At 67.5% G+C, this 25,260-nt stretch carries 17 protein-coding genes and 3 pseudogenes; 13 read left to right on the forward strand and 7 right to left on the reverse strand.

Features of this window, described 5'->3' with window-relative positions; genetic code table 11:
• Positions 1-84 precede the first annotated feature (84 nt).
• Positions 85-1,350 carry an FAD-dependent monooxygenase gene (locus tag ACIGXX_RS35735; RefSeq protein ID WP_399982049.1) on the forward strand — a complete coding sequence of 422 codons (1,266 nt, stop codon included), beginning with the start codon at positions 85-87 and terminating at the stop codon, positions 1,348-1,350.
• A 70-nt stretch (positions 1,351-1,420) separates the two neighbouring features.
• A complete protein-coding gene (locus ACIGXX_RS35740; protein WP_361469415.1) occupies positions 1,421-2,326 on the forward strand; it encodes a Gfo/Idh/MocA family oxidoreductase in 906 nt (301 codons plus the stop codon).
• On the opposite strand, the gene lnt is transcribed toward ACIGXX_RS35740, so the two are convergent.
• Together lnt and ACIGXX_RS35750 are read right to left on the reverse strand one after the other, a co-directional pair.
• Positions 2,250-4,025 carry an apolipoprotein N-acyltransferase gene (lnt, locus tag ACIGXX_RS35745; protein WP_399982052.1) on the reverse strand — a complete coding sequence of 592 codons (1,776 nt, stop codon included), beginning with the start codon at positions 4,023-4,025 and terminating at the stop codon, positions 2,250-2,252. The genes ACIGXX_RS35740 and lnt overlap by 77 nt on opposite strands.
• 89 nt (positions 4,026-4,114) lie before the next feature.
• On the reverse strand, positions 4,115-4,627 hold the full coding sequence (locus ACIGXX_RS35750) for a nuclear transport factor 2 family protein (protein WP_361469329.1): 513 nt from the start codon (positions 4,625-4,627) through the stop codon (positions 4,115-4,117).
• 209 nt (positions 4,628-4,836) lie between these two features.
• Between ACIGXX_RS35750 and ACIGXX_RS35755 the strand changes: the two genes are divergently transcribed.
• Both ACIGXX_RS35755 and ACIGXX_RS35760 read left to right on the forward strand, forming a co-directional pair.
• Entirely contained in the window at positions 4,837-4,977 is a 141-nt protein-coding gene (locus tag ACIGXX_RS35755; RefSeq protein WP_399982056.1) for a hypothetical protein, read from the forward strand.
• Positions 4,978-5,077: 100 nt separating this feature from the next.
• Positions 5,078-5,689, forward strand: a complete 612-nt coding sequence (locus tag ACIGXX_RS35760; RefSeq protein ID WP_399982060.1) for an HAD family hydrolase — start codon at positions 5,078-5,080, stop codon at positions 5,687-5,689.
• Between the two features lie 61 nt (positions 5,690-5,750).
• Here the strand turns inward: ACIGXX_RS35760 and ACIGXX_RS35765 are convergent, their stop codons facing one another.
• Positions 5,751-5,930: a hypothetical protein gene (locus ACIGXX_RS35765; protein WP_351169956.1), complete on the reverse strand. Its 180-nt coding sequence runs from the start codon at positions 5,928-5,930 to the stop codon at positions 5,751-5,753.
• Positions 5,931-6,222: 292 nt separating this feature from the next.
• Between ACIGXX_RS35765 and ACIGXX_RS35770 the strand changes: the two genes are divergently transcribed.
• Positions 6,223-6,993, forward strand: a complete 771-nt coding sequence (locus tag ACIGXX_RS35770; protein WP_399982063.1) for a hypothetical protein — start codon at positions 6,223-6,225, stop codon at positions 6,991-6,993.
• An 11-nt stretch (positions 6,994-7,004) separates the two neighbouring features.
• Here the strand turns inward: ACIGXX_RS35770 and ACIGXX_RS35775 are convergent, their stop codons facing one another.
• The 4 genes and pseudogenes from ACIGXX_RS35775 to ACIGXX_RS35790 all read right to left on the reverse strand — a co-directional run.
• Positions 7,005-7,319 carry a DUF6401 family natural product biosynthesis protein gene (locus ACIGXX_RS35775; RefSeq protein WP_351169950.1) on the reverse strand — a complete coding sequence of 105 codons (315 nt, stop codon included), beginning with the start codon at positions 7,317-7,319 and terminating at the stop codon, positions 7,005-7,007.
• Between the two features lie 57 nt (positions 7,320-7,376).
• A complete protein-coding gene (locus tag ACIGXX_RS35780; protein ID WP_399982311.1) occupies positions 7,377-7,547 on the reverse strand; it encodes a UDP pyrophosphate phosphatase in 171 nt (56 codons plus the stop codon).
• A gap of 54 nt (positions 7,548-7,601) precedes the next feature.
• Positions 7,602-8,033, reverse strand: a complete 432-nt coding sequence (locus ACIGXX_RS35785) for a hypothetical protein (protein WP_399982068.1) — start codon at positions 8,031-8,033, stop codon at positions 7,602-7,604.
• Between the two features lie 9 nt (positions 8,034-8,042).
• A pseudogene (locus ACIGXX_RS35790) lies at positions 8,043-8,511 on the reverse strand (integrase core domain-containing protein); the annotation flags it as partial.
• Positions 8,512-8,565: 54 nt separating this feature from the next.
• Between ACIGXX_RS35790 and ACIGXX_RS35795 the strand changes: the two are divergent.
• The 8 genes and pseudogenes from ACIGXX_RS35795 (at position 8,566) to ACIGXX_RS35830 (ending at position 25,061) form a co-directional block, all read left to right on the forward strand.
• Positions 8,566-9,105 (forward strand): UvrD-helicase domain-containing protein, encoded by a 540-nt coding sequence (locus ACIGXX_RS35795; protein ID WP_399982071.1) that lies wholly within the window; start codon positions 8,566-8,568, stop codon positions 9,103-9,105.
• Positions 9,106-9,169: 64 nt separating this feature from the next.
• Positions 9,170-10,477, forward strand: a pseudogene (locus ACIGXX_RS35800) (UvrD-helicase domain-containing protein); the annotation flags it as partial.
• 285 nt (positions 10,478-10,762) lie between these two features.
• On the forward strand, positions 10,763-15,280 hold the full coding sequence (locus ACIGXX_RS35805) for an AAA domain-containing protein (protein WP_399982074.1): 4,518 nt from the start codon (positions 10,763-10,765) through the stop codon (positions 15,278-15,280).
• A 515-nt stretch (positions 15,281-15,795) separates the two neighbouring features.
• A complete protein-coding gene (locus ACIGXX_RS35810; protein ID WP_399982077.1) occupies positions 15,796-16,098 on the forward strand; it encodes a hypothetical protein in 303 nt (100 codons plus the stop codon).
• A 345-nt stretch (positions 16,099-16,443) separates the two neighbouring features.
• Positions 16,444-17,658 (forward strand): helix-turn-helix domain-containing protein, encoded by a 1,215-nt coding sequence (locus tag ACIGXX_RS35815; RefSeq protein WP_399982080.1) that lies wholly within the window; start codon positions 16,444-16,446, stop codon positions 17,656-17,658.
• A 14-nt stretch (positions 17,659-17,672) separates the two neighbouring features.
• Positions 17,673-18,278, forward strand: coding sequence for a hypothetical protein (locus ACIGXX_RS35820; RefSeq protein ID WP_399982083.1), 606 nt, complete (start codon positions 17,673-17,675; stop codon positions 18,276-18,278).
• Between the two features lie 629 nt (positions 18,279-18,907).
• Positions 18,908-20,185: pseudogene (locus tag ACIGXX_RS35825) on the forward strand (IS701 family transposase).
• Between the two features lie 271 nt (positions 20,186-20,456).
• Positions 20,457-25,061 (forward strand): tetratricopeptide repeat protein, encoded by a 4,605-nt coding sequence (locus ACIGXX_RS35830; RefSeq protein ID WP_399982086.1) that lies wholly within the window; start codon positions 20,457-20,459, stop codon positions 25,059-25,061.
• Positions 25,062-25,260: the final 199 nt, after the last annotated feature.

Raw genomic sequence — 25,260 nt, forward strand, 5'->3', positions numbered from 1 at the left:
ACCCTATCCCCGATCACTACAGGTGTAGTACGGTCGGCGCGCACCATCTACTACAGGTGTAGTGCTTGAGCTTCAGGAGGAGTCATGGCACAGCCCCACCAGGCTCATCGGTCCCGCCGACCCAACCGCCCCAATCAACCACCCCACCAGCCCCACCAGCCCCACGCCGTCGTCATCGGCGGCGGCATCGGCGGCCTCACCTCCGCCATCGCCCTGCACCGCTCGGGCTGGCGCGTCACCGTCCTGGAGCGGGCCGCCACCCTGGAGCCCGTCGGCTCCGGCATCGGGCTCGCCCCCAACTCCCAGCGCGCCCTGGACGTCCTGGGCCTCGGTGACCGGGTCCGCGAGTTGGCCGCCTGGGAGGGCGACGGGGGGATGCGCGCGCAGAACGGGCGCTGGCTCGTGCGGACGAGCGCCGCGGCGACCGCGGCGGAGTTCGGCGGCGCGCTCGTCCTCGTGCACCGCGCGACCCTCGTCGAGCTGCTCGTCGCCTCACTGCCCGCCGACGCCCTGCGCACCGGAGTGCGGGCCGAGCTCGCCGACCCGGGAGCGGCCGACCGCAGGGCCGTCGTCCGTACCGACGACGGGGACATCGAGGCGGACCTCGTGGTCGGTGCCGACGGCATCAACTCTGCCGTGCGTTCGGCCCTCTTCCCGGCGCACCCGCAGCCGACGTACACCGGATTCACGGCCTGGCGCCTCATCGCCCCCGCCCCCGACCGCCCCTTCGCGCCGCACGAGACCTGGGGGCACGGCGGCGTCTGGGGCACCCATCCGCTCAAGGACGGCAGGATCTACGCGTACGCCACCGCCACCGTCCCCGCGGGCGGCCGCAGCCCCGACGGCGAGAAGGCCGAGCTGACGCGCCGCTTCGCCGACTGGCACGACCCGATCCCCGAGATCATCGCCGCCGCACGCCCCGAGGACATCCTGCGCAACGACGTGCGCCACATGAGCACGCCCCTCGTGCGCTACCACCGGGGCCGTGTCGCCCTCATCGGCGACGCCGCGCACGCCATGGCGCCCACCCTGGCCCAGGGCGGCAACCAGGCCATCGAGGACGCCGTCGTCCTGGCCCACCACGTGGCCCCGGGAGGCGACCTGGCCGCCGGTCTCGCCGGCTACAGCGCGGTGCGGGTGCCGCGGACGACGGCGATCGTCCGGCAGGCGGCGCGCGCCGCCCGCATGAACCATCTGACGAGCGCCCCGCTCATCGCCGTACGCAACAACCTCATCGCCGCGGCGGCCCGCCTCGGCCCGAACCTGATCCTGCGGAGCTTCGCCTCCATCGCCGACTGGCGCCCGCCGCAGCAGCCGTATGCTGCGGGAACAGAACTCGCACAACGGTAGAACACAGCCGTAGGACACAGCCGTAGGAAACAGCGGCGGAACGAAGCGGCAGAGGAGACAGGGGACAGTGGTGAAGGTCGGCTGTATCGGACTCGGTGACATCGCGGAGAAGGCGTACCTGCCTGTGCTCACCACCCTGCCGGGGGTCGAGCTGCACCTGCAGACGCGCACGCCCGCGACGCTCGCCCGTGTCGCGGGCGTCCACCACATTCCCGACGAGCGCTGCCACGCCGACCTGGACGCGCTGCTCGCCCAGGGCATCGACGCCGCCTTCGTGCACGCCTCCACCTCCGCCCACCCGGAGATCGTGACCCGGCTGCTCGAAGCGGGCGTGGCGACCTACGTCGACAAGCCCCTCGCGTACGAACTCGCCGACTCGGAGCGGCTCGTGGGCCTCGCCGACGAGCGCGCGACGAGCCTGGCCGTCGGCTTCAACCGCCGCTTCGCCCCCGGCTACGCGCAGTGCGTCGAGCACCCGCGCGAGCTGATCCTGATGCAGAAGAACCGCGTCGGCCTGCCCGAGGACGCGCGCACGCTCGTCCTCGACGACTTCATCCACGTCGTGGACACGCTGCGCTTCCTCGCGCCCGGACCGATCGACCACGTCGGCGTGCGCGCCCGCATGCAGGACGGGCTCATGGAGCATGTCGTGCTGCAGCTCGCGGGAGACGGGTTCACCGCGATCGGCATGATGAACCGGCTGAGCGGTTCCACCGAGGAGATCCTGGAGGTGTCCGGCCAGGACACCAAGCGGCAGGTGCTCAACCTCGCCGAGGTCATCGACCACAAGGGCCAGCCCAGCGTGCGGCGGCGCGGCGACTGGGTGCCGGTGGCCCGCCAGCGCGGCATCGAGCAGGTCGTGCTCGCCTTCCTCGACGCCGTGCGCGCGGGCAAGGTGCTCAGTGCCCGGGATGCGCTGGCGACCCATGAGCTGTGCGAGCGCGTGGTCCGTGCGGCTCAGGAGCAGGCCGCCTGAACCGCCCCTTCGCGGGTCCCCGCAGGGACCGCACTCCCAGCGTCGCGCAGAGCGCAGCGAGCACCGCGAGGGCCGCGTGCAGGGGCCAGTCGCCCAGCCTGACGTACGGCGTGACGCCCTTGGCCAGCGGAATGTCGTACGTCGCCGTGGTGCTCGCCGAGGTGCCGAGCGGGGCTCCGACCCGCTCGCCGTCCGCGCCGTAGACCGCGGAGACGCCGGTGAGGGTGGCGTGCACCATCGGGCGGCCGGTCTCGGCGGCCCGTATCGCGGCCAGCGAGGCGTGCTGCTCGGGCGCCCAGCTGGACTGGAACGTCGAGGTCGAGGACTGCGCGAGCAGCAACTGGGCGCCCTCGCGCGTCAGATGACGGCTCATGTCGGGGAACGCGGACTCGAAGCACACCAGCGGGCCGACCTTCAGGCCGTCACCGACGTTCATCACGACCGGACGCTCGCCGCGCCTGCGGTCCTCACCCGCCGCCTTGCCCACGGACGTCGCCCAGCCGAGGAGGGAGCGTGCGGGGACGTACTCGCCGAAGGGGACGAGCCGCATCTTGTCGTAGCGGTCGCCGGTGGGGCCCTGGGGGCCCACGAGGACGGAGCTCTTGAAGATGCCCGGCCGGTCGGAGCGGCGCGCGTCCACGTTCACCATGATGTCGGCGCCGACCTCCCGGGACAGCGCCGCTATCCGCCGCGCGACGTCGGGGCGCTCCGCGAGGTCGTAGCCGACGCTGCTCTCGCCCCAGACGACGAGGTCGAGGTCCCGGCCCGCCAGACCGCGGGTCAGCTCCTCCTCGCGCGCGAGCCGCTTGTCGGGGCCGCCGACCCCGTCGATGACGCCGGGCTGGACCACGGCCACGCGCATCGAGCCCGCCGGCTCGGGGCGCGGTGCCCACGCCCAGGCGGAGGTGGTCACGGCGGCGACGGCCACTAGTCCGGCGGTGGCGGTGGCGGTGGCGGTGGCGGGGGCGGTCCGGGCCGTCGTCGTCGTACGTGACGTCCCGGGCGTACGTGACGTCCCCGTTGTACGTGGCGTTCCGTGCGGGCGTGCGGTGTGGGCCACGACGAGCGCCGCGATGCCGGTGTTCAGGGCGACGATCAGGGCGCTGACCAGCCACACCCCGCCGACCGACGCGAGGCGCAGGGCGGGGTCCACCTGCCACTGACTGGAGCCGAGCAGCCCCCAGGGTCCGCCCAACCCCTCCCAGGACCTGACCAGTTCGACCATCAGCCAGGCCGACGGCAGGACGACCAGCGCGGCCGCGGTCCGCCCGGCCGACGCCACCCCGCCCAGGAGCCGCCGCACCAGCCAGCCCCACGGCGCCCACAGCAGGCCGAGCAGCGCGGCGATGACGAGGGTGAACACATGCAGGCTCGGCAGCAGCCAGTGGTGCACCGCCACCATGAACCCGAGGCCGCCCAGCCAGCCGTCGAGCGCCGCCCTGCGCCCGGTGGCCGCCGAGCGGGCGAGCAGGATCCAGGGCACGAGCGCTATGCAGGCGAACCACCACAGCGACGGGGCGGGGAAGGCGAGGGCGGGCAGGGCGCCGGCGAGGACGGCGAGGACGCCGCGCCATCGGGCCGAGGCGAGTACCCCCGATGCGGCTGCGGGCAGCCTCGATGCCGAGGCGAGCAGCCCCGCCGGCGAGGCGCCCGAAAGGCGTGGCCGCCGCCCGTCCCGGTCGTCGCTGAGTTGATCCATGCAGCGCCTCCCTCGGCCCCGACGCCCGGTCGTTCCTCCAGTGTGCGCGCCCCGGACGATCTAGAACAGTGCGCCGACCGCGCCCCTGCTCAGGTGGGCGTGTGGTCCCGGGAGCGCTCCTGTACCTGGCGCCACTTCTCCTGCACGGTCACCTGGCGCAGCCGCCAGCCCTGGGGCGTACGCAGCGTGGTGAAGGCGTACCGGCCGCCGCAGATGAAGTCCGGGGCCGAGGATTCCGATGCGCCGCTGTTGCTGCCGCTCTCGCCCTCCCGTGCCGTGAAGCGCATCGGGTTCACGTAGTCGGCCTGTACCTGCGCGATGTCGCCGATGTCCTGGTCGAGCGTCCCGAACCGCAGCCTCCTGTTGACGATCAGATGCTGGCGCATCGGGAAGAGCTCCATCGTCCCGGCCAGCCATCCGGCCACTTCGGCGGCGCTCGCGTCGATGCCTCCCGCCGAGCTGTAGTCGGCGCGTCCGTCCGGGGTGAAGAGCCCCTGGTAGGCGTCCCAGTCGCCGTCGTCGACGGTCACTGCGTACTCGGTGATGAGGGAGTCGATGGCCAACCGGTCCATCACGGCGGCGAGTTCCACGCGCTGCGTCATCGGGTCAGTGTTGGGCACCGGGGGTGCCGAGCCAAGAGGCGTGCAAGAACGTGCGGGAAAGGGCCCGGAAGCCGGTGTGGCGATGAGGGCGGTGATGGGGGCGGTGACGGGGTGGCGACGGGTGCGGAAAAGCGGCGCGCGTGCTGCGGTCGAGACGGGTCGCGTATCGCTGAACTGTCGTACCATGCCCGGCAGTTGAGGATTCCCCGATGCGGGAACGGCCCGAGCTGGGAGGCCCGGTGAAGAACGAACAGCGCATCGCCGCGTACAAACGGCAGGGCAACCGCCGGGAACTGACGGGGCAGCAGAAGCGCCGCCTCGCGAAGAAGGAGCGCCAGGGCAAGGGCTGACGCGGCGGCCGTTGACGGTGAAGGCGCGGCTCGGTGAAGGCGCGGCTCGGCGAAGGTACGCCTCATGAGCTCGCACGCCCGAGTGAGCTCGCATGCCCGCGTGAGCCCGCATGCCCGCGGCGTCCTGATCGACGTCGGCGGTGTGCTCGTCCGCGAGTACCTGCCCGCCGCCGCTGCCGCCTGGGGCAGGCGGCTGGGGCTCCCGGCCGCCGCCTTCATGGCCGCGCTGTACGAGGGGGACGAATCCGGGGTCCTCATCGGCCGGGTCGGCGCGGACGCGTGGTGGGAGACCGTGCGTGAGCGGCTTCGCACGGGGCCGGACGTGATCGCCGAGCTGCGCCGGGACCTGGCGGCGAGGGAGACCTGGGACGAGGAGCTCGTGGCGTGCCTGCGCGGCCTGCGGGGGCGGGGCGTCCCGACGGCCGTCGTCAGCAACACCTGGCCCGGCCTGCGCACGCGGATGGCGGACGGCGGTCTCCTGGACATCGCCGACCACATCGTCCTGTCCTGCGAGGTCGGATGCGCCAAGCCGGACCGGCGGATCTACGAGATCGCGCTGCGGCCGCTCGGAATCGAGCCCGCGGCGGCGCTGTTCGTCGACGACACCCCCGGCAACGTCGAGGCCGCGCAGGCGCTGGGGATGGCAGGGCATGTGCACACCGGAACGGCCGAAACCCTCGCGCGCATAGAGGAGTTCACGGCGCGGCGGTGAGCGATCGAAGGCGCCGGCCGAGGCGCCCCGGCGAGCGCCGCTCGGTGCGCCGGGGTGTCAACTAGGCCGCCTCCACGACCTCTTCGCGCACGGCTGTCGCCCACTCCGTCACCAACTGTTCGTACTCACGGCGCTGTTCGGCCGAGAGGCGGCCGCCGGCGCGCAACCACAGGCCGCGGATCCGCTCGTTCAGTTCCGCGGCTGAGCGCGCGGAACCAGGGGGATGGGGGTTTAAGGGCATGCGTCAAGCCTAGGGGATACCTACGACAATCGGAACTCTCCGCTACCGGGCAGATCCCCCAAGTGAGCATTCGCACAGCAAGACGCGCCACATGCCGCACATGCGTCGCACGGGACGCCGTACTGCAGCCGCCGCGTCACAGTCCGTCACCCGTACGGCCCATCAGCGGGCCGTGCCCGACCGTGACTGCTGATATCCAGGAGAAGGGACGCGCCGGAAGCCGCGCGCCGTGGGGGATTCATCGCCCTGACGCCGTTGTGGCGCACGGGGCTCATCGAGTGGAGGGCCACTCATGTCCCAGTACATCAGTCTCTCCGTGGACTTCACCCAGGGCCTCAACGACGCCTGGTCGAAGGTCGCGCAATTCGTGCCGAAACTGATCGGCTTCCTGGTCGTCCTGGCCATCGGCTGGTTCGTCTCGAAGATGATCGCCAAGGTTCTCGACCGGGTCCTGCGCAAGGTCGGCTCCGAGAAGCTCGCCGAACGTGCGGGCGCGTCGCGCATGCTGGCGAACTCCAAGTACGACATGACGGGGATCGTCTGCAAGGTCGTGTACTTCGCGCTGCTCCTGATCACCCTGCAGCTCGGCTTCGGCGTCTTCGGCAGCAACCCGGTCTCCTCGATGCTCGACGGCATCGTCTCCTGGATCCCGCGCGGCGTCGTCGCCATCGTCCTGATGGTCGTCGCCATGGCGGTGGCCAACATCGTGCGGGACATCGTCACCAGCGCCCTGTCCTCGATGTCGTACGGGAAGACCGTCGGCACGATCGTCTGGGCCTGCATCGTCGCGCTCGGCGTGATCGCGGCGCTGGGCCAGGCGGGCATCGCCACGACGGTCACCCAGCCCGTCCTGTACGCGGCCCTCGCGGCCGGCGCGGGCGTCCTGATCGTCGGCGTGGGCGGTGGCCTCATCGGCCCGATGCGGGCGCGCTGGGAGCGCTGGCTGAACACGGCGGAGCAGGAGACGGCCAAGGCGCGCGGCAGTGTCGGCGCCTACCAGGCGGGCCGGCAGGACGCGATGACCAATCAGCCGGTGGAGGAGCGCGAGCGCTTCGACATCTGACCGGCCGGGTCTCAGGACCCGGAGGCCTCCGGCACCAGGTCGTGCCGCCTCACCAGCCAGGAGATGGCGGTGAGGCGGCACACCGCGTAGTCGTGGCCCACGGGCTCGCGCCACCCGTTCTCGGCCAGGGCGTCGAGGAACCCCAGGGCGTAGTCCGCGAGGATCTCCGGATCCGGCGCCGGCGGCACGAGCCCGGCCCCACGCATCTCGAGCCGCTCCCGCAATTCGGCGACGTGCTGGTCCACGGCGGCCGTGAAACCGGGCTCGAAGGCGAACTCGGCGAAGCGCGGGGCGTACGAGGCGCTGATGCGGGCGAGGGGCGACATTCCTTCACCGTAGGCCGGTCAAACCCTCCTGAAGAGGGTCTTTCGGCATGCCATTGGTCACAGCGCCGCTGCCCCGCCCCCGCCTGCGACCGGGCCGGGATCAGCCCCCGCGGACTCACCGGCGTGCGGACTGAGTGTGCCCGCGCCGACCAGGATGAACAGGATGATGCCGAGCAGGATGCGGTAGTACACGAACGGCATGAAGCTCTTGGTCGTAATGAACTTCATGAACCGGTTCATGCGTAGATGTCCTGAGCGGCTTTGACCTGCTGTTTTCCACCACTATTCAAGATCGAATGCGAGAGCAGTGGGAGATGGCACTTTCCAGTGCTCTCCCTCGCCGGCCACGAAGCGCAGCCACCTGGTTTGCAGCGAATGGGCAATCTCCTGCTCCATGGTCAGGGTGACGTGCGAGTGGAGACCTTCCACGCCGGCGACTTCGTGGCCCATGCGGGTCTCCACGGCGATTCGACTGTGCCGATCTTCGTCCAGCCGCTCCTTGCCGCCGTGACGAAGCAGGTACAGCCGCTTCCCCCCGTCGTACGCGGTCGCAGGGACCTCCGGGAGGGGACGGCGGGAGGTGACCAGCTGGGGCTGGTTCAGGCGAACCCTCGTGAACTCCTCGGAGGCCGGTCGACCGCGCGAGACCGGCTTCCAGTAGGAGTAGCTGAAGTTGGCGTTGGCCAGCAGCCCTGCCCTTGCCGGAAACCTCATCCGGCCTGGTCACGCAGCATGCTGGTACTCGTGAAGGAGGCCGCCGAGCCGGTCGGTTCGATGCATGTCGAGGCGGCGATTTCGTCCGGATCGGTGATCGGTTCGGGGAGCGGGTGCAGCGGGCAGGCGTTCGCGATGCCCCGGTGCGGCCGGTGCGCGTTGTAGAACTGCTCGAACTCCCGCAGTGCGTGGAGGAGATGCCGCTGGTTCCAGATCAGGGTGCGGTCCAGCAGTTCACGGCGGCAGGTCTGCACCCATCTCTCCATGATGGAGTTCATGCGGGGGATCCGGATGCCGCTGAGCACGACCTCGATCCCGCGTCGGCGAGGATCGTGTTGAACGGTTCGAGGAACTTCCCGTCCCGGTCCCGGATCAGGTAGCGGGCCTGGCAGCCGGCGCCCTGGAGGTCCATGCCGAGATTCCTCGCCGCCTGCACGACCCAGGAGGTGGTCGGGTGTGCGGTCTGACCGAGGGTGATCTGCCGCTGTATTTCGTGGCCGCATTCACGTACCTGTGCAGCGAGGTCTGAGTGATGGCACCCCTCTACGCCCACGACGTCTTCATCAAGGACAAGATCGAGGCACTCGCCCAGCAACTCGGCCTCGAACTGCCGCACCAGGAACAGTGGGACTTCATCCAAAGCGCGGAATCCCTGGACCTCCAAGCAGCTCCCGGTTCCGGCAAGACCAGCCTGATCGGGCTCAAGCTCGCCCTCCTGGGCCAGGGGTGGACCTCGCCCACGCGCGGCATCTGCGTCCTGTCCCACACCAACACGGCCAAGGACGAGATCGCCCACCGCCTTGCCGCAACGCCGGCGGGACGCCGTCTACTGAACTACCCGCACTTCATCGGCACGATCCAGGCCTTCACGAACACCTTCTTGGCTCTGCCGGCCCTGCGGTCCCGAGGTATTGAAGTCCAGACCGTAGACGACCAGGCCTACGCGGACGAAGCCCTCCGGCTGCTCGAACGCCACCCCAGTTCCGGAAACTCAACACCGCGCTCGGGCATCGTACGAACGGCTTCGGACTCGTCGCCGAGGCCCGCTACGTGTGCGACGCCGGAGAGCTGATCGCGACAGGACTTGACGGCACCCGCCCTTCAAAGCGTCCAGCGACAGTGGCAAACAATTCGCCGCTCTCAAAGAAGCGCTCACCGAGCGAGGCGTCTTCCGCTACCACGACATGTTCGCCATCGCCGAGCACCACCTCTTTCACCACCCACAGCTCGCGCTGGCCGCCACCCACCGCTTCCCCTTCGTCCTCCTGGACGAAATGCAGGACACCAGTGACCTCCAACAACGCCTGCTCGACAAGGTCTTCGGCTTGCCGAGCACGGTCGTCCAGCGAGTCGGTGACGTCAACCAGCGCATCTTCGCCGACGGACCGGATGCCTCACAGCCCTCGTCGTTCCCCCTGCCTCACGCCGCCCAACTCCCCGTCAGCCGCCGATTCGGCAGCAAGATCGCAGCACTCGCCAGCGACCTCACGGTCCACCGCCGCCAACACATCGACGGCGCCGGCCACGACGGGACCGTCGCCCTGCTGCTCTTCGACGACGACACCGTCGCCGAGGTCGTACCGGCCTTCGAACGGATGGCAGCGGCCACCGTCTCCCGCCAACTGCTGCTGAACAACCCGCCCCGCGTCCTGGGCGCCCGCCTCACCCGGGGAAGCATCAACGCCTTTCCGCAATCCCTCTCCTGCTACGTACCCGGCTTCACCGCCACGCCGGTCCAGGTAACCGGCAGTTTCATCACGGTGACCCGCACCGCCCAGGCGCTTCGGCAATCCGGCGACAACCACACAGCCGTCACGCTCCTGTGGAAAACGATGCGTGACGTAGCCCGACTCGCCAGTTCCGGCGCCCTGCCCCCGCTGAGACGACTGGACCGAGACCCGGCGACAGCTGGAGGCCGGGCACGCCTGCTTCTGCACGACCTGCTGACGAGCCCACTCGATAGCCACGCTGAATGGGCAGTTTTTGCCGCCCGGCTTCTGCGGCTGCTGCCGGACCTGACCCAGAGCCCCTTGAAGGGCGTCGCCCGTCTCACGGATCCCCTTGCTCACATCCCGTACGTCGCCCAGCCAGCGCCAGCGTCCGTGCCCGATGCGCCGGCTGATGCGGACCAGGGCGTGGTGGCGTCAGTTGCGGGATCGATCCAGAGTGCCAAGGGCGAAACCCACGCGGCCACACTCATCCGCGAATGCCTGGAACGCAGCGGCAAAAAGTACGACGTACACGAAGTCCTCGGACTCCTGAGCCGACAGCAAGACGCTTCCAAAGCCCTGGTCACGATCCAGCGCGCGGCGCAACTCGTCTTCGTCGGCGCCACCCGCCCCACCCACCTGCTCGCCTTCGCCGCGCACCACGCAAGAGCCGAACCGCACACCGAGGCGATGACGGCTCGCGGCTGGTCTGTCCAGGATGTCAGCTTGTGTTGAGCCTGCGGCAGAAGGCTGTGGCCAGAGTTTCTCTGTTCGCAGTCTGTGCCGTCTCGCCGCGCTGCGGCCGCTGCTCCCTCTACGGCCTGGTAGACGTAGAGAGAGGCACACCGGACCGTCCTCATGTCTGAAAATGGTTGTGCGCGAGTTCCATCACATTGCCTGGCGTGCAGTGGCCGTGGATCCTGAAAGGCTTGTCACGGTGGCAGGCGTTTGGGGGATGTGATGGCCCGCCCGGCGGTACGCGATGGTAGCGATCCCAAAGCCGTCCGCGACACTCGTGTATTGATCGACTGTCTGCAGGAGCTGGTGCGGGGCGCCATCTCCAAGACCATCCGCAACTGTGCCAAGTACACGGAAACGGTGTGGCTCGCGGATGCCCCCGACGGGACCGTGCGCCGGGCTGCGGACGCCGACCCCCGCATCATGGTCCTCAAGCACCGTCCGCTAAAAGAACCACCGCAGCTGCCGGCGATCCTGCATGGCAGGGTGTCCGCCGAGGCCGCCGGCACGGCTGGTCCGCAGCCTCCCGGACTGATCGAAAACACGTCTAACGAGCGGCAACCGGCCGATCACATCCAGGCCATTGGGGAGGAAGAGCAGCTGGCGCTGGAGAGCGGCAGCTCCGCAGAATGCAAGGCGTACGAGACCTGGGCCGCGAAATGGATGCGATGGTCGCAGGAAGAGCTGGCGGCCGAGCCGCAGCGGCGACTGCACCAGCAGCTGTACCGGATGGCCAAGAAGGTCGAGCAGGACAGCGACACCTTCGAAGTAGTCCTGGCCGTAGGCCTGTTGCAGCTCGGGAGCGATCGTCCCTCAGCCCGGGTCCGCCGCCACATCGTTACAACGCCGGTGACCCTCACTGTGGAACCGGCATCGATCAACGTGACCGTTTCTCTGCTGCCTGAGCAGCCCGGCCGTCTGGAAGACACCGACTTCCTCAGCGAGTCCGACGGCTACACGTCGGAGCTGCTGGGGGTCGTACGTTCCGCTGTCGAGGACGTCCCCTTCCACCCGCTGTCGGACCGGGCGGTACAAGCCGTGCGCTCGTGGGCGCAGCGGGCTTTCGGAGTCGACCGAGTGCTCCCGTTCGACCCAACCGGGCAGCACCCCGATCTGACTGCCGAACCCCAGGTGCGATCACTGCATCACGCGCCCGCACTCATCCTGCGCGAGCATGGCCAGCGCTCCGTTCTGGGCTTCTACGAGAGCATCGCCCGAGCGCTGAAACGTCCCGGAGCACAAGCGCCTCTGGGACTGGCGCAGTTGTTGTATGACCTCGAACCGGAGCACAGGACGGCCTGGGGGAGCAGGAGTGGCTCCGTGCCGCCGGCGCTGGGACCGGATCCGTTGTTCCCGATGGTCACCAATGCTGCCCAGCGCGATGTCCTGGACCGACTGCAGTGCGACACCAGCGTCGTGGTCCAGGGCCCGCCGGGCACCGGGAAGACACACACCATCAGCAATCTGATCGCCGCGCTCCTCGCCGACGGCAAGCGCGTCCTGGTCACCAGCGCGAAGAGCCAGGCCCTGAATGTGCTGCGCGAACAGCTGCCGGCCAGGCTGCGCAGCATGTGCGTGATCCAGAGCGATCAGTGGCAGGGAGGGAACTCCGATCTGAGCCAGTCACTGGGAGCCTTGGCGCACCTGAACGCGACCACGAACCTCGACCGCCTCCGACAGCGCATTGACGATCAGCAGACCCAGCGGCACCAGCTGATGGCGGAGCAGGCCAAGCTCCGTGACCGCCTGCGCCAGGTACGTGAAGTCGAGTGGTACGTGCACTCCGAGATCGCGCCCGGATACCGGGGGCGGCTCGAAGACATCGTGCAGGCAGTGGAGCAGGGCGCAGCCGAGTATCAGTGGTTGCCGCCCCTGGATGCCCAGGCCGCACAGGTTCCGCCTTTGACCACGGACGAAGCTCAGCGGCTGTGGCTGCTCGTCACCCAGCACGGCCCTGGCATCCTCGATGCGCACATCCAGTACTGCCCCGACCCGGCTGCTCTGCCCGATCCGACGGATGTGTCCCGCCGCATCGCGGAACTCCAGGCAGCTGAGGAGGCTCTCAGCCCCGAGCCGGTCACGCCCCTGGCGCAGACGCTGGCGGACCGTGGTGATACGGGGCTCACGGCGTTGGAAGCGCTGCTCGACCGAGCCCAGCAGGCCCTGCAAAGAGTAGGGCTGTCAGCGGACCCCGCCTCCTGGCACGCGGACACCTGGCCCACACGCGCCCTGCAGGACGGCATCGCCCAGCGATGGCAGCAACTGTGGGACAGCATCCGCAACGCCTCACAGCGTGCACAGCAGACCCACGACGAGATAGCCGCCGCCTCCTTCCTGGAAGTGGAGATCCCCCGGCTCTCTGAAAGCCAGGAGAAGGAGCTCCTGATCGCGGGCCGCAATCTGGAGCAGCACGTCCTGCACACCGGAAAACTGAACACGCGATGGCCGCGGCCGGCTGTCGTCAAGCAAGCCCATTTCCTCCTCGAACAATGCCGGGTAGAAGGCATGGCGCCCGCCGGCCGAGAGCACATCACCGCGGTCGTACGGCATCTGGAGATGCGCGCCCACGCCCGCACCCTGCGCGGCCGGTGGACCGGAGTCGGATCGGCCGTCGAACAGGACACCTCCGAACTGCTGATATCCGAACTCCTGGACAGGGCCGTCGTTCTGCAAGCCATCGACACCTGCGTGGAGGTCATCCGCCAGGTCCACGCAACACTGCTGGCCGACGGCATCCAGACACCGGTCACCACCCCCGAGCAGTGGCGCGACATCCGCCAGGCCAGGGCCCAGGCCCGTCAGCTCCTGCACATCAGGGCCGCAACACAGCGCTTCGAAGAGATCCTTAGGAGTCTTCCCCAACCCCACCCGTATGGCGTCGAAGAGCTCCAGCGTGCTGCGGATGCCGCAGCGGCCCGTGACGCGCAGGCTTACGCGCTTGCGGTGGATGCGCTGGCCGCGGCATACCAGCGTGAGGCAGACCGGCGCGAGACCGGGAAACTCTTCCAGCGCTTTGCCGAGGCCCATCCCGATCTGGCCAAAGACTTCGCCGGCGATCCCCTCGCCTCGCACTGGCGCTCCCGGTTCGCCATCCTGCCCCAGGCCTGGGCATGGCGGCAGGCACAGGATTTCCTCGACACCCACCTGCTCCAGGGGCGCGAAGAGCAGCTCGAAAGCGAACTGGCCCAGATCGAAGCCCGGTTGCACGACCTGGTGGAACAGCTGGTCTGCGACCGCGCAGCGCATCACTGCGTCAGCCGCATGACCACCAAACACAAACAGGCCCTGGCTGCCTACGCCAGCGCCGTAGCCAATGCGGGCCAGGGAACCACCGAGTACGGCAAACGCCACCAGCGCCATGCGCGCTCAGCCATGCAGACAGCGCAAGGAGCGGTGCCGGCGTGGATCATGCCGCTGAACCGCGTAGCGGAATCGATCAGTCCCGAACCGGACTCCTTCGACGTCGTCATCGTCGATGAAGCAAGCCAAGTGGGCCTGGACGGCCTGCTGTTGCTCTGGCTCGCGCCGCGCATCATCGTCGTCGGAGACGACCGGCAGTGCGCCCCGTTCTACAGCGGCAGCAAGCACGACCGGATCACCCAGATCTTCGACGAACGCATGGCCGCCCTCGAACCCTGGCAGCGCGAAGGCTTCGACCCCAAGTCCAACCTGTACGAACTGCTGCAGTCCCGCTTCACCGAAGTGATCCGTCTCACCGAGCACTTCCGGTGCATGCCGGAGATCATCAAGTGGTCCTCCATGCAGTTCTATCCCGACAACCAGCTCGTCCTGCTGCGTCAGCACGGCTCCGACCGCCTCCCCCCGCTGAAGGTCGTCCACGTGCCCGAAGGCCACTGCGAAGGACGCCGGGACAAACTCATCAACCGGCCGGAGGCAGAGGCCGTCGTCAACGAACTGCATCGCCTCACCCAGGAACCCGCCTACGCCGACCGCAGTATCGGCGTGATCATCCTGCGCCACGGCGACCAGACACGCCTGGTACAGAACCTCGTTGATCAGCGCATCGACGTGTCGGCCCGTGAACGCCACAGCATCAGGGTGGGCACCCCCGAGCAGTTCCAGGGAGATCAGCGCGACGTCATCCTGTTGTCGATGGTCGTCGACGGAGCCAACGCCATCGCCGCGACCGGCCGGCACCACGAACGACGCTTCAACGTGGCTGCCAGCCGGGCCCGCGACCAGATGTGGCTCTTCCACTCCATGACCGCCGACCAGCTCAGCAGCAAGGACCTGCGGCGCTCCCTGCTTACCTACATGGTGAGCCCGCCACCGCCCTACACACACCCCCACCAGCCCGCCAACGTCAGTTCTGACCGACGCTGCCCGCCGTTCGACTCACTCTTCGAACAGCGCGTTTTCCTGCGCATCAAGGAACGCGGCTACGACGTGGTGCCCCAGTGGGAAGTCAGCGGGAAACGCATAGACCTCGTCGTCACGGGAGGCCACGGACGCCTCGCAGTGGAGTGCGACGGAAGCCCCTACCACTCCACCCCGAAGCAGATCCAGGACGACGCCGAGCGCGAGCGGGAGCTACGGCGTGCCGGCTGGACGTTCTGGCGCGTACGCAGCAGCGCCTTCGCCCTCTCACCCGAAGAGGCCCTGGAGCCTCTGTGGGAACGCCTGATCGAGCTGGACATCCACCCACGCACTGTCCGCGAGACAATCGACGACGAACTGACAGACCTGACCTGGACTCCGGTCGGCCTGGCCGAGGCCGAGCCCGACGATGATGCGGACCCCTACGACGGCGAGCCGGCCGAAGACAGCGAGGGACACTGACATGGACAACTTCGACGACAGCACGCTCGAAGAACTCGCCGCCATGATCTGCGGTGACGAGCCGGGCATGAAACGCCGAGCCGGCTGGGAACTCGCTCCATTCCTCCGCCGGGCTGGCTGGGAAGACGTCCCCGACCACGACGGCAGCCCGCGTCACCGCTGGGTCCACACCATCCTGCGCGAACGACAAGAAGACCAGGCGGGGGACACCGAGCTCGTCATCCTGCGCCTGGCCGACCGGCGCGAATACCAACAACAGCCCGCCGACTACGACGCTGTCATCCAACGCCTCCAGAAAGTCCTCGCCCTCGAGAGCCGCCGCGTCGAATACCGCAAGGGCCGCCCGCTCCTCATCGAGTACGACCCCGACGACCCCCCCCCGCCCGCAGCGCGTAGAGCTCAAGGTTGCCATCACCGACATCGTCTCCGATCCCGACCTAGCCCGCGCCGTTCAGCTACGCCTCGACGAAGCCCGCATCTGCCAAGAACACGGCGCCTACACCTCCGCCGTCATCATGCTCGGGAGCCTCCTCGAAGGCGTCCTCGTCCACGCCGCCGACGTCAGGCCTGCCATCGTTCCGTTGCCCAGGCCCGCCCGCGATACCCGGCTGCAGGACCTCATTCAGCACGCCCACACCAACCAGTGGATCGACCAGGACGCAAAAATGGCCTCGGACCTGCTGCGGACCTACCGCAACCTGGTCCACCCCCTTGCGGAGAAGCGGGCCAAACACAGCGCAGACTTCGACACAGCCGATCTTTGTTGGTCCACGGTCAACGCTGTCCTCAACGATTTGGCGGCGAGCAGTCCCCACTAGAAGCCGAAGAGGCGATCTTGCTGGAGCGTCCTCCTTTGCGGCTGCCCTATCGGCGCAGTCGTCCCGAGGGCGTGGGGTTTCGGTGCGCTGGTGTGCCTTTCCTGCGCATTGCGGAATCTGCAGGCACGTAGATCCTCGCGCATCGACTGGGCTACGGGCGGCCGGCACGTTGCCTGCACAGTTCAGGCCTGGACACGTGGTGTGGACTCACTCGGCGCATCACGCCGAGCCATTTTCGCAACCATCGCATAGAAGTAGTTGCGATTTTGGTGATTGGTTGCGACACTGGTAACGGAAAGCTGGACGGCGCGAGGGGAGGCGGATATGCAAGGTGGACTGACAGGCATGGAAGCGCTGAGTCCGCTGCTGCCTGAAGAGCCCTCGGCCCAGGCTGCAAGCCCTGCCGACGTCGGACGCCGAGTCGGACAGGCTCGCACTCGCCGTGCACTGACGGGCGATGCCCTCGGCACGCTCGTTGGGCTGGGTAAGGACCAAATCTCAAAGATCGAAAACGGTCGACGTAAAATCAGCGTCCGGGAGCTGCCGAAGTTCGCGGCAGCCTTGGGCGTCACGGTAGCTCATCTGCTCGGGCAGCCTTCCCGGCCGACCTTGGCCATGGCTCACCGGCTGGCAGGCGACACCAGCCCAGACGAGAACAGCAACGCCAAGCGCCGCGCCCTGCAGTTGCTTGAGGTCGAGGACGTTCTGGCCCAGCGCGCGGCGCCGCAGCCCGCCTTGCCGACCGCAGCAGGGCAGCAGGTCTTCGACTACGCACGCAAGGAACTGTCCCGACGTCCGCGCAACAAGGCCGAGGCCGAACGCCAAGGCAAACAGCTGGCCGAGCAGATGCGACGCAACCTTTGCCTGGGGTCGCACGAACTAGGTGACTTGCCCGGACTGATCGAGCGACACTTCGGCGTCGACGTAGCGTTGTCTCCGCTCGGAACCCAAACGGATGGGCTGTGCATCCACGGGGACGACGTGGCGCTGATCGTGGCCAGCACTGATTTCTCACAAGGCCATGTGCGATTCACACTCGCCCATGAACTGGGCCACCACCTGCTAGGCGACCCGCGAGACGTCATCAACGAGGGCGAGCGGGACATGTTCGCCGACGACCTGCAAGAAAGGCGTGTGAACGCCTTTGCGGGCCACTTGCTAATGCCCGAGGACGGTATCCGCGAGACCTTGAAATGGCTGAGTGCCGAACGTGTCACCGAGCGCAGCATGGTTGCGCTCATGGAGCAGTTCGGCGTTTCGCTGGCAGCCCTGGTCTACCAGTTCTGCGTCATCGGCTTGATCACCTACGATCAGAGCAAGCGCCTGCGCAGCCAGAAGGTGGGCGATCTCGTCACACGCCACGCCTCGGTGGCTCCCACCGGTGCGGGGATCACGGTCCGGCAGACAGTCCGCGCGCCCGAGCGTCTCTTGAGCGCCGCAGTAGACGCAGCCCGCAAGCAGCGAATGGGCCTGAGCGTAGTGGCGACCTTGCTGCAACGCGAGGACGACGATGCTCTGTGGGATGCGGTGATGGAAGCTGATCCCGAGGTGCTCGTCTGACGCCGACCAGCGCGGTGACGACTCCCGCGCCCGCAAAGCCCGTCCTGTGGTTCGTCGACACATCCTCGCTGTTGTCCCTTGCTGCTGATGACAACTTGCGCCAGACGGTCCAGAGCGAACTCATGTCGCAACGCCGTGTCCTGCTGGACGTCGTCGTCGACGAGCTGGAACGCCTGGCAAGCCAGGGCCCACCGGGCATCAAAGACTTGGCGGTCGCAGCTCTGGGGCAACTCGACTGGCTCGGCGAACCCGTCGACACCGGCGAACTTGTCGCGCCGGAGCGGGTCGTGGAGATCCAGGACATCATGCGCAGCGGCAGGAGCCTGAGACATCCGGCGGAGCACTGGGCAGAATCAGTGATCATGGCTATGGCCGAGCGGCTTCAGCAGATGGACCCGTACATGCTGTGCGAGGACTACAACGCACGCGTTGAATCACTCCACCACAACCTCACCCCCTTCAGCATTCACAAGCTGTTGGCACGCATGGTCCAGGGTGACCGTCTCGCCGCTGATACAGCGGCTACCTTCGCAGATGCTCTCCAGTCAGCTGAACGGGGGAAGGACTACACAACCGCAGAGTTCATATCCGGCCGGTTGGGACGTGTGGGCCAGCCCTAGCTGTTCTGTCCACGGAGGTTGGACGGCCGCCGCCCCCAGCCCGCCGATGACATACGCGGCCAGACGTCAGCCGCGATGGGACGCTGCCCCCAGTGGCTACCATCTCTGACCGGGAGCTGGCGCCGGTGCTTATGGTCAGGAGCGCAGTTGGGCGCCTCTGAGGGCTACGTAACGGATGTGCCTCGGTGATGGCTTTCTGAGACAGCCGTACGCCCGTGCTGGTCACGACCCGTCGCAGGGGGTCCGGTGGGTAGCCCTTTGAGCGGAGCCAGGTGTCAACGGCCAGTGCCACGATGTCCCCGTGCGGTAGGCCGGTGTCGGCGTGGAAACGGCGGATCCGGCGCTGGAGCTCCAGCGCCTCGGGGACGGCGTAGTTGAGTTGTCCGTGTTTGGTGTGCCGGTTGCTGATGACGTCCAGCGTGGCCGGGTGCGGCGTAAGAGCGTCAGCGGTTGGCTGGCACTCAGTGTCGAGCGCGTCGGCGATTTCCCGCAGCCGGCGGGCATAGAGGGAGTGATCAGGCACGAGAGCTGCTCCGGTTGATCCGGCTAGGCGGATAGCTAGCCGCCTAACTGCCTATTAGGACTCCGTTAAGTCTTTCTGTCGGTGGTGTTCAGCGGCTGGTGGGTGTGTGAACGCGTACGAAGTGAACCGTGCTCGGGCGAAGTTGGCGTTATTCGTGGCTGACGTGTTCGCGTCGGTGCCGCGCAAGGACCAGCGGGCCAAGAGCGACTGCTATCTGCGGGGACTGATGGTGGACGGCCGCCGCCAGTCGATCCAGGCCATGGCTGCGCGGCTGCCGGACGGCAACGAGCAGAACCTGCAGCAGTTCGTGAACCAGTCGACGTAGGATCCGGTGCCGGTGCGGCGGCGGATCGCGCAGCGGATGGTGCCGTTGATCGGCCCGGATGCGTGGGCGGTCGATGACGTGTCGTTCCTCAAGGACGGGAAGCTGTCGGTGGCGGTCGCGCGCCAGTACTGCGGAGCTTTGGGCAAGCAGGCCAACTGCCAGGCCGCGGTGAGCATGCACGCGGTCTCCGATGCCGCGTCCTGTCCGCTGCAGTGGCGCCTGTTCGTGCCCCAGGAATGGCCGCACGACGCCGTCCGCCGGCGCAAGACGGGGATCCCTGAGGACATCGGGCACCGGGAGAAGTGGCGCCTGGCCCTGGACACGTTGAACGAGCTGGCCGGGTGGGGCCTCATCCCGCCGGTGGCGGTGGCTGATGCCGGCTACGGGCAGAACGCCGACTTCCGCGACGGCCTGAGCGAGCGGGGCATCGACTATGTCGTGGCCATCCGCTCGGATGTGACCGTCCATTCGCACGGTGCCGAGCCCCTCGCGCCGCCCTGGTCGGGCAACGGCCGCAAGCCGCAGCCCCGCTACCGGGACAAGGCGTTGCCGGTGGCCGCGCTGGCGGCCGGCCAGGGGCGGCAGGCGTTCACCGAGGTGACCTGGCGAAAAGGCTCCCGTGGACCGGTGCGTTCGCACTCTTTGGCACTGCGGGTGCGGCCGGCCGGGGTCAGAGCCCGCCGCCTGGCCCAGGCTGCCGCCACCGCCCGGGAAGGCTTGTGGGACGGTGTCCTGCCCGAGGTGACGCTGCTTGTCGAATGGCCCGAAGGCGCCGACGCACCCACCGATTACTGGCTGTCCAACCTGCCCCAGGACACCCCGCTTGCTGAACTGGTGCGCCTGGCCAAGACCTGCTGGCGGATCGAGCACGACTACCGGGAACTCAAGAACGGCCTGGGCCTGGACCACTTCGAGGGACGCTCCTGGAACGGCTGGCACCACCACGTCACCCCGGTCACCGCCGCCCACACGTTCCTGACCGAACAGCGCCTGGCCCCAAAAGCCGATACAGAGGACTCACCCTCTACCAGATCCTCGACACCATCCAGGACCTGCTGAACTGCTGGACAGGCACCTGCACCACCTGCCACCGCCCCCTGCCCAGAACATCAACCACCGGCCCAAACCCAAGAGCCAGAGCAACCTAACGGAGTCCTACTAGGAGCCTCCGAGCGTCGAGGGCGACTTGACGGGGCGCCGAGAGTGAGGCAGTACGACTGTGCCGTTCTGGTCCCCCCGCCGCGGTGCATTGCTTCAGCGCGTTCCATATACCCCGGTTCTGGCGAGACGCTGTGTCTCATTGTCAGTGCTGTGTACCACCATGCCCACTGTGAACGACTACGCCCTCACCCGCCTCGGGCCACAGCGGTTCGAGGAGTTGTCCCAAGCGTTGGCACTGCGCCTGCTCGGGCCGTCCGTGCAGATCTTCGGCCATGGCCCCGATGGCGGCCGCGAAGCCTCCTTCGAAGCCTTGAGCAACTTCCCTACGCGCGATGCTCCCTGGGCCGGCTACGGCGTGCTCCAGGCGAAGTTCCGCAAGCGCCCGGAGGACGCTGCCAGCAACGCAAAGTGGCTGGTTGGCCACATGATTACCGAGTTGGAGGAATGGGCGAATCCGGAGTCGAACCGTGTCCGCAACGGACGTGTGCCCAACTACCTGCTCGTCACCACCAACGTCGTGCTGTCGTCAGTCCCTGGGACGGGGGGCATCGACCGCGTCCAGGCTGCGCTCTGGGAGCGCGCACGCGCTCTCGGTCTGCCGCTCGAGGGGGTGGAGGTCTGGCACTACGACAAGATCTGCCGGTTGCTGGACGACAGCAAGGACCTCCGCCACGCCAACGCCGACGCGGTCTTGCCTGGCGACGTACTGGCGCGGCTGGATGAGTTCGTCAAGCAATTGGCAGACGCCCCTCTCGGTGCAGACTTCAGCGCAACCCCCGGCTTGCCTCGGGAAGTGCGCTCCCTGTTCGGACGTGAGACTGAAGTCGCCGAGGGCCTCAGTGTGCTGGAAGGTTCGGAGCAGGGTGCCCGGCGAGCGGTGGTGGTGACGGGGGCTCCTGGGATCGGCAAGAGCGCTGTTGCTCTACGGCTGTCGACACTGGCTGCCAAGGCGTACCCGGACGGGCAATTTCACCTCAACCTCTCCCTCTCGGTCGACGACGGACAGCCGACCGATCTGGTGTCGGCGCTGTTGCGGGCTCTCGTTTCCCGCAAGGGCCCCCTTCCTGAACAGCGTGCACAACAGTTGGCGCTGCTCCGCACGTCGCTGGCTCACAGCAGAGTGCTTCTCTTCATCGACGACGTCACCTCGGAGGAAGCTCTCCTTGACGTTCTGCGGATGGACGGGCCCTTCGCGTTGGTATGTACGAGTCGGGCCAAGCTGAGCGGCCTCACAGGTCTCGTCAGCCCTGTCGAGCTCCAGCCGCTGTCTGCCGAGCACGGTGAAGAGCTGGTACGCGCCATCGCAGGCCTCGATCGGCTTACCGACGCACAGGTGTCGGCGCTGGCCGAAGCGTGCGCCGGGCATCCGCTTGCTCTGCAGATTGCAGCCGCTCATTTGGCGAGCCGTCCCAGGGCGAATGTGAGTCGCTTCCTTGAAGCCGTGGCCAGTCCTGACCGTGGGGTGCGGACCCTCAAAGCCGGTCAGGACGCGATCCTGCCCGTGCTTGAGACCAGCTTCGCGGCCCTGAGGCCGGGCCAGGCAGACCTCTTCACCACCCTGGGGATTCTGCCGCACATGTCGGTCACAACGGATGTCGTTGCTGCCTCGACAGTCAGCTCGCTGGAGGAATTCGACGCGAACCACGTCGACGACGTCGCGGACCTGCTCGACTCACTCTTCGAACTGTGCCTCATCGAGCAGATTGATGAAGACCGGTATGTGCTTCACGACATCCTGCACCGGTTTGCCCGACACACGTCAGCGGCCCTCTCCGGAACGCGCCGTGAAGCCGTCATCCGTCAGACGTGCGTCATGCTCGCCGTCCGGACAAGGTCCTCGGCGGAAGCGATCGGCTTCATGGACGAGGAAGCGACTGTGCCCGCGCAGAGCAACGCGGTCGCCCTACGCGCTCTTAACGCTGACCGTCCGGGCGCCGTGGCGATGACGGCACTGGCCCGGCAGCACGAAGTGTGGGAACCCTTGATCCATTTGGCTTCAGAGCTCACGGGTTTTCTGGCACACGGCAGCCACTGGACTGATCTCGAGCGGGTGTCTCTGTGTGTGCTCGAGGCAGGCACCCGTTGCGGAGAGCCCGAATGGACATCGTCGGCTCAGCACAACCTCGCCGCGGTTGCCGCTCACCTCGGTGACAGCCAGCGCGCTGCCGAACTCTTGCACCGCAGCGCCCGGGCGGCGCACGAGACGGGCAACCTCCACCAGATGTTCCAGGCGGAGCTCAGCCTGAGCACGCTGCTGATCAACCTCGGGCGGAGCCGAGAGGCCATCCCACTGCTGCGTCGTGGTCTGCCCTTCTGGCGAATCACCGACGACCGTGCTGTGTTGGCTCATGTCCTGAGCAATCTCGGCCTGGCTCACGCAGCGATCGGCCAGTTCCGCCGGGCTGAGGAATACCTCCTGAACAGCAGGAACATGTCCTTGCTGGGTAGCCCTGCGGACCTGGCCAGCCGTGGAGCGATCTCCGCGCTGCTGCGCCGCACAGGCCGGTCGACTGAGGCGGCCCGTGAGGCCTGCCAGGACATCCAACGTGCGTGTGACGTGGGAAGCCGGGAGTGGGAAGCCAGGGCGCTGATGGAACTGGCCAAGACGCCAGTCGAGCAGCGCCCAGAATCGGCCCCGCCGCAGCCGCTGCAGGCCGCTCTCGCCATTTACCGGGACACAGGGGATGTCCAGGGCCAGGTGAGAGTTCTCTTCCAGCTCGGCGATCAGGCTGCGGGCCAGGCAGACGTGGACCAGGCTGCCGCTCTTCTCGCGGAGTGCGTCAACTTGGCTTACGGGATCGGCGACTACGACCACGCAGCACGCTCCCTGGCCTACCTCGCCACCTACCACGGGGCGCTTGGGCAGCTCGCTGAAGCAGAGAAGTACTTCGCAGAGGCGATCGACATGGCCCAATCGATTGACCACCCAGGTGTCCTCGCTGAGGCACTGCAGAAGAAGGCCAAGTACCTCTGGCAACTGGGGCAGATCAACGAAGCCGTAGACCTGTTCACTGAAGCTGCGGGTTGTCTCGAGGCCACGGACGACAAGCATTCACTCGATCAGATCAGAGCGGCCCTCGGGGAAGCCCTTATTGTCGCAGGACGATGGCAAGAGGGCGCCGCGATCCTCCGATCCATCGTCTCGGCGACATCCGCGACCACCAGACCAACCACCAAAGCCAAAGCACTGCGCGCCCTGGCCACGGTCTATTCGCGCCGAGATCTGCACCAGGAGGCTATGTCCTCCATCACCGAGGCACTCGACCTGTACGAGCAGGCCGGCCATGCCGCGGGCATCCTTGACTGCTGTCTTGCTCTGGGCAACACGCATGCACGGCACGGCGATTGGCCAGCAGCAGTCGACCAGTACGACAAGGCAGCCGAGGTAGCCGCTGAGCGGAGCGATCACTATCTCCTGATCGTCGCTCGCACCCATGCCGAGATGTGCCGGCTCAGCAACGGACAAACCGAGGCCGTTGCTTCGCTGACCCAGCTCATCTCCCCGGCCCAGCAGTTGGGCATGAAATCGGTCGAAGTTGTTCTGCGCGTCACGCTGGGTGCCCATTACGCAGAAGCCGGCGACCTCGAGCGGGCCGTCGCGGAGTTTCACGCTTCCTTGTCGCTCAGCGATCAACTCGGCGACAGACCAAGTCTCGCCACCTGTCACTTCAATTTGGCCCAGGCGTACCACGCACTCGGGAGTGCCGACCTCTCCCGCACACATGCACGCGAAGCGTTCTGCCTCCATCACGACCTCGACAACTGGCCAGACGCGGCGAAGGCACTCCTTCACCTCCTGGCCTTGCACTATGAGACATCGCCAGACGGCGACGCGCCCCCGTTCAGCGATCTGACTGGCCACGGCAAGCGCCTCGATGACCGCGTCATGGCAGCCATCGAGGCTCTCAAGCACCGCCTGGATCAGGAACCTGCGTCCGGAACCTCCCACCCTGCCAGCAGCACCCGTACCGAGACCAGGACGAGAAAGATCAACATGTCGGAGACCGTCCGTGACGAACTTGCCGGAGCGGACATCGGGGAGATCCTGATCCGGCTCGAGAACTCACGGCAGACGTGCACGGCATGCAACCTGCTGATCGGTGAGACCGGAGAGGCCGAACTCCTCGCCCTGCGTCATGCGCGGGCGGGCCAGGTTGTCCTGACCCTGGCACACCCGCACTGCATGCCATCATCCGTGATCCAGTCGGATGGCCCAGCACCGCAACAGGCCTCCGAGAGCTACGAGGTTGAGTGCATCCTCTTCGGTGGGGACAGCCCAGGCATCATCGCCGACTGCTACGGAGGCTACGGCCCCGCCAGCCAGGACAGCGGAAGCACAGATCTCATCCTTCGGCGTTACCAGGAAGCCGGCTTCACCAACCTCCTGAGCGCGCTCTCCGTGGAAGACGGGCAGACCCTGGCCTTGCGCCATTTTCCCACCATCGACAACGGGTGCGTCAAAGCACGTCTGGAAGACCACAGACTGTCCATCGTCGGGCCGCACGGGCTGCTCCTGCCTCCAGGGCCGCTCAACTTCCTGCCGCACTGGTACCAAAAAGCACTTGAGGGATCATTGACCGTAGTCATCGGCAGGAACCTTCAAGGCATGGCCTCAGACGACCCGTCGTATCTGTCTCGCGCCATCGCCCTGGGCCACACCGTCGGCGCCACCGTGCCGGTCACTGTCATCCGGCCGAGCAGGAACAGCCCGTGCCCCTGCATGATGCGAATGGGACGCAAGTTCAAGAACTGCTGCGGCAGACATCAGAAGTGACTGAGCCACGCCGCGCAGCCCCCTCGCCGACGCTCAGAAGCCACTAGTGGCCAGTTGCGCACCGTATGAAGCATCTGCGGCGTTACCCGCAACGTTGGCCGGCCCCGGCCCGGTCGTAGGCGCGGTAGCTGGCCAGGGCGCTCGGCTGTCGGTGAGGTGTGAGTGGGCTCCTGGTTACTCGGCTGAGAGGTGGTCAGCG

This window comes from Streptomyces sp. NPDC055243 (genome assembly GCF_044544025.1).
In the GTDB taxonomy this organism is placed as follows: domain Bacteria; phylum Actinomycetota; class Actinomycetes; order Streptomycetales; family Streptomycetaceae; genus Streptomyces.

Bases quoted from the DNA above. Each gene is read 5' to 3' on its own strand.
- ACIGXX_RS35735 (WP_399982049.1), top strand. From the start codon at position 85: ATGGCACAGCCCCACCAGGCTCATCGGTCCCGCCGACCCAACCGCCCC.
- lnt (WP_399982052.1), bottom strand. From the start codon at position 4,025: ATGGATCAACTCAGCGACGACCGGGACGGGCGGCGGCCACGCCTTTCG.
- ACIGXX_RS35750 (WP_361469329.1), bottom strand. From the start codon at position 4,627: ATGACGCAGCGCGTGGAACTCGCCGCCGTGATGGACCGGTTGGCCATC.
- ACIGXX_RS35755 (WP_399982056.1), top strand. From the start codon at position 4,837: ATGCGGGAACGGCCCGAGCTGGGAGGCCCGGTGAAGAACGAACAGCGC.
- ACIGXX_RS35765 (WP_351169956.1), bottom strand. From the start codon at position 5,930: ATGCCCTTAAACCCCCATCCCCCTGGTTCCGCGCGCTCAGCCGCGGAA.
- ACIGXX_RS35770 (WP_399982063.1), top strand. From the start codon at position 6,223: ATGTCCCAGTACATCAGTCTCTCCGTGGACTTCACCCAGGGCCTCAAC.
- ACIGXX_RS35775 (WP_351169950.1), bottom strand. From the start codon at position 7,319: ATGTCGCCCCTCGCCCGCATCAGCGCCTCGTACGCCCCGCGCTTCGCC.
- ACIGXX_RS35780 (WP_399982311.1), bottom strand. From the start codon at position 7,547: ATGAAGTTCATTACGACCAAGAGCTTCATGCCGTTCGTGTACTACCGC.
- ACIGXX_RS35785 (WP_399982068.1), bottom strand. From the start codon at position 8,033: ATGAGGTTTCCGGCAAGGGCAGGGCTGCTGGCCAACGCCAACTTCAGC.
- ACIGXX_RS35795 (WP_399982071.1), top strand. From the start codon at position 8,566: ATGGCACCCCTCTACGCCCACGACGTCTTCATCAAGGACAAGATCGAG.
- ACIGXX_RS35810 (WP_399982077.1), top strand. From the start codon at position 15,796: ATGCTCGGGAGCCTCCTCGAAGGCGTCCTCGTCCACGCCGCCGACGTC.
- ACIGXX_RS35815 (WP_399982080.1), top strand. From the start codon at position 16,444: ATGGAAGCGCTGAGTCCGCTGCTGCCTGAAGAGCCCTCGGCCCAGGCT.